The following is a 3,171-nucleotide window of genomic DNA, read 5'->3' as shown; positions in this document are numbered from 1 at the left end:
CCGGGCCCCCGGGGGAGCCCTGCACCGGCACCATGCCGGCCATCATGCCGAGCACCTCCGACACGCCCGCCCCCGCGGGCCCGGCGTCGTCGTGCCCACCGAGCGCGAGGAGCGGGGCGGAGGCGGCGGCCACGGGCTCGGTCGCCGCGACGCGCGCGTCGAGCGCCGCGACGAGGGCGCCGAGGACCAGCACGAGGCCGAGCGCTCCGGCGTCCAGGACCTGCGCCCGGGCGAGCACGTCGAGCTCGCCGGTGCTGCGCAGCGCCGCGGCACGCGCCGCGTCCCGGGCCGCCGCCGCGACGACCGCGGGCGAGGACGCGCCCGGCCCCTGCGACGCGGTCGCCGCGGCGCGCGCCGCGGCGTCGGCCGCCGTGAGGATCGTGCCGGGCGCGGGACGCGCGACCGCGCCGCGGGCGGTGCGGGCGGCGCGCTCGAGGCCGGCCGCGAGCTCGGCACCGGTCACGGTCCGGTGCTCGGCGAGCGCGAGCGCGATCCCGCGGAGGTACTCGCTGAGGATGACTCCCGAGTTGCCGCGCGCCCCGACGAGCGCGCCGCGGGCCAGCCGCACGAGCAGGTCGCCGGCGCCGCCCGCCGCACCCGTCTCCGCGGCTGACGTCGCGTCACCGCCCGGCAGCGCCCGGACCGCGTCGAGGAGCGTGAGGTACATGTTGGTGCCCGTGTCGGCGTCCGCGACGGGGAAGACGTTCACGCGGTCGAGCGCCTCGCGCGCGGCGGCGAGCGCGCGGACGCCGCCACGGCCCCACGCGACGACGACGGCGGCGTCGACCACGTCGGCTCCGGGGCTCACGTCGGACCGGCTCCTCGCGCTCGGGGGACGACCGGACCGGGCGGCCGGACGGTCGGACGGCACCGCGGGCCGTCGGGACCACGGTAGTCAACCGCGCGTGCCGTCGGGGCGCGCGCCGACGCACCTCCGGGCACCCGAGGGTGTGACGAGCGCCCGGTTTGAGCTCAGGCCCTCCGATCGGCTACCCTGACGAGGTTGCCCGGGTGCTTCGCGCGCCCTCGACACCGTCGAGGAGCCGCCGAGGAACACCGGGCGAGACACCCTACAGACCATTCAGGACGTCGCCGCTGCGTGCGCGACGTGCACGACGATCAGGAGAAACCGTGGCTGCCAACTGCGACGTCTGCGGCAAGGGCCCGGGCTTCGGGCACAGCATCTCGCACTCCCACATCCGGACGAAGCGCCGCTGGAACCCGAACATCCAGCGCGTGCGCGCCGTGGTCGCGGGGACGCCCAAGCGTCTCAACGTGTGCACCTCCTGCCTCAAGGCCGGGAAGGTCACCCGTCCCGCCTGAGCCTCGCGAGACTTCCTGACGAGAGCGTCTGCCGGATCCCGGCAGGCGCTCTCGTCGTCTCTGCGCCTCGCCACCGGCTCCGGCCGCGGCCTGCCGCTTCCCGAGATGCGGAGATCTCCTGAAGATCAGGACAAAGCGGTTTGGCGGATCCGAGCCACGGTGGCAGTCTTTGTGCATGGTGACGGAACTGAGCGAGGTAACCATCCGCCCGGCCGCTCCCGCGGACGCGAGCGCCATCGCGGCCGTGCACATCGCGTCCTGGAGAGGCGCCTACGCGGGCATCGTGCCCGACGAGTACCTGGCCTCGCTCGACCACGACCAGCGTGAGCAGCACTGGGTCCAGAGCCTCGCCACCCCCGGCGCCCGCACGTGGCTCGCCGACGCCGACGGCCGCACGATCGGCTTCGCCACCCTCGGCCCCAGCCGCGACGAGGACGCCGAGCCGGGCGACCTCGAGATCTTCGCCATCTACCTGGACCCCGAGTCCTGGGGCCGCGGCGTCGCGCGCGACCTCATGCGCACCATGCTCGGCGAGGTGCGACCCGGCACGACCGTCACGCTCTGGGTCCTCGAGGACGCGGAGCGCGCGCGCCGCTTCTACCGTCGCCACGGCTTCACGCCGGACGGCGTCGAGCGCCGTGACGACATCGGCGGCAAGGACCTCACCGCCGTCCGCTACCGCCGGGGCTGACCGCCGCGCTCACGCGCGGAAGTGGTCCCACCCGGTCGCGCGGTGCGCGAGGCGGCCGTCGACCCGCACCCCGGCGCCGTCGCCGTCGCCGTCCACGGTGCGCACCCTGCCGATCGCCCGGAAGCCGTCGGGCAGGTCGGCGTCGGCGGGGAACGTCGCGAGCAGCGCGTGGTCCTCGCCTCCCGACAGCACCCAGCCCTCGGCACGGTCGGCGACGTCTGCCCCGGCGTCGCCGTCCCCGCTCGCGCCGTGCCCGCTCCCGCCGTCGAGCGCGGCCGCCGCCGCGCGCAGCCGGTCGCGGTCCGTCGTCAGGGCGGCGAGCTCGAGGTCCACGAGGACGCCGCTCGCCCGCGCCATCCGGCCCGCGTCCCGCAGCAGCCCGTCGGACACGTCCATCATCGCGGTCGCGCCGGCGTCGGCGGCCGCGGGACCCGCGGCGAGCGGAGGGTCGGGACGCAGGTGCGCGACGACGAGCGCGTCGTCGAGGTCCGCCCGGTCGGCGTCGAGCAGCGCGAGGCCCGCCGCTGACCGGCCCAGGCTCCCCGCGAGGGCGACGACGTCGCCCGGCCGGGCGCCGGAGCGCAGCACGGGGGCGCGGCCCTCGAGGTCCCCGTGGACCGTGACCGCGACGACGACCTGGTCGCCCCCCGACAGGTCCCCGCCGACCACCGCGGCCCCGAGCGGCGTGCACGCGTCGGCGAGCCCCCGCGCCAGGCCGGTGACCCAGTCGACGGGCAGGTCGCCGGGCATGACGAGCGACACGACGAGCGCCGCGGGGCGCGCGCCCATGGACACGACGTCGGCGAGGTTCTGCACCGCGGCCCGCCACCCGACGTCGTACCCGGACGACCAGCGCCGGCGGAAGTGCCGGTCCTCGACGAGGACGTCGGTCGACACGACGTAGCGGCCGTCGGGCGCCGCGACGACGGCGCAGTCGTCCCCCGGCCCGACGAGGGTGGTCGGCGCGGTGGGCAGCAGGGGGAAGATCCGGGCGAGGAGCGCCTCCTCGGGCACGTCGCGGACCAGCAGGGGCGTCTCGCTCACGCGGCCACCCTAGTCGCCGCCCGGGCGGTCACGGGCACCCTCCGTGGGCCGCTACGGTGGTCGCGTGCTCGACGCCGTCCCTCCTGCCTCGCCGTCCACCCACCCCGGTGCGC

At 77.1% G+C, this 3,171-nt stretch carries 4 protein-coding genes; 2 read left to right on the top strand and 2 right to left on the bottom strand.

The window, feature by feature from the left end:
* On the bottom strand, window positions 1-808 hold an 808-nt coding region (locus A0J59_RS20990), incomplete at its 3' end, for a DAK2 domain-containing protein (RefSeq protein WP_156533226.1).
* Between the two features lie 323 nt (window positions 809-1,131).
* Between A0J59_RS20990 and rpmB the strand changes: the two genes are divergently transcribed.
* Window positions 1,132-1,323 (top strand): 50S ribosomal protein L28, encoded by a 192-nt coding sequence (rpmB, locus tag A0J59_RS20985; protein WP_024840757.1) that lies wholly within the window; start codon window positions 1,132-1,134, stop codon window positions 1,321-1,323.
* Between the two features lie 175 nt (window positions 1,324-1,498).
* Complete coding sequence (locus tag A0J59_RS20980; protein WP_053371462.1) at window positions 1,499-2,014, top strand: GNAT family N-acetyltransferase; 516 nt, start codon at window positions 1,499-1,501, stop codon at window positions 2,012-2,014.
* 9 nt (window positions 2,015-2,023) lie between these two features.
* Here the strand turns inward: A0J59_RS20980 and A0J59_RS20975 are convergent, their stop codons facing one another.
* Window positions 2,024-3,058 carry a thiamine-phosphate kinase gene (locus tag A0J59_RS20975; RefSeq protein WP_064317348.1) on the bottom strand — a complete coding sequence of 345 codons (1,035 nt, stop codon included), beginning with the start codon at window positions 3,056-3,058 and terminating at the stop codon, window positions 2,024-2,026.
* Window positions 3,059-3,171: the final 113 nt, after the last annotated feature.

Origin of the sequence: Cellulosimicrobium sp. I38E, assembly GCF_001647255.1 — a bacterium.
Classification (GTDB): Bacteria; Actinomycetota; Actinomycetes; order Actinomycetales; family Cellulomonadaceae; genus Cellulosimicrobium; species Cellulosimicrobium cellulans_E.
The sequence above is the reverse complement of the archived record's forward strand: the minus strand, read 5'-3'. Positions and strand labels throughout refer to the sequence as shown.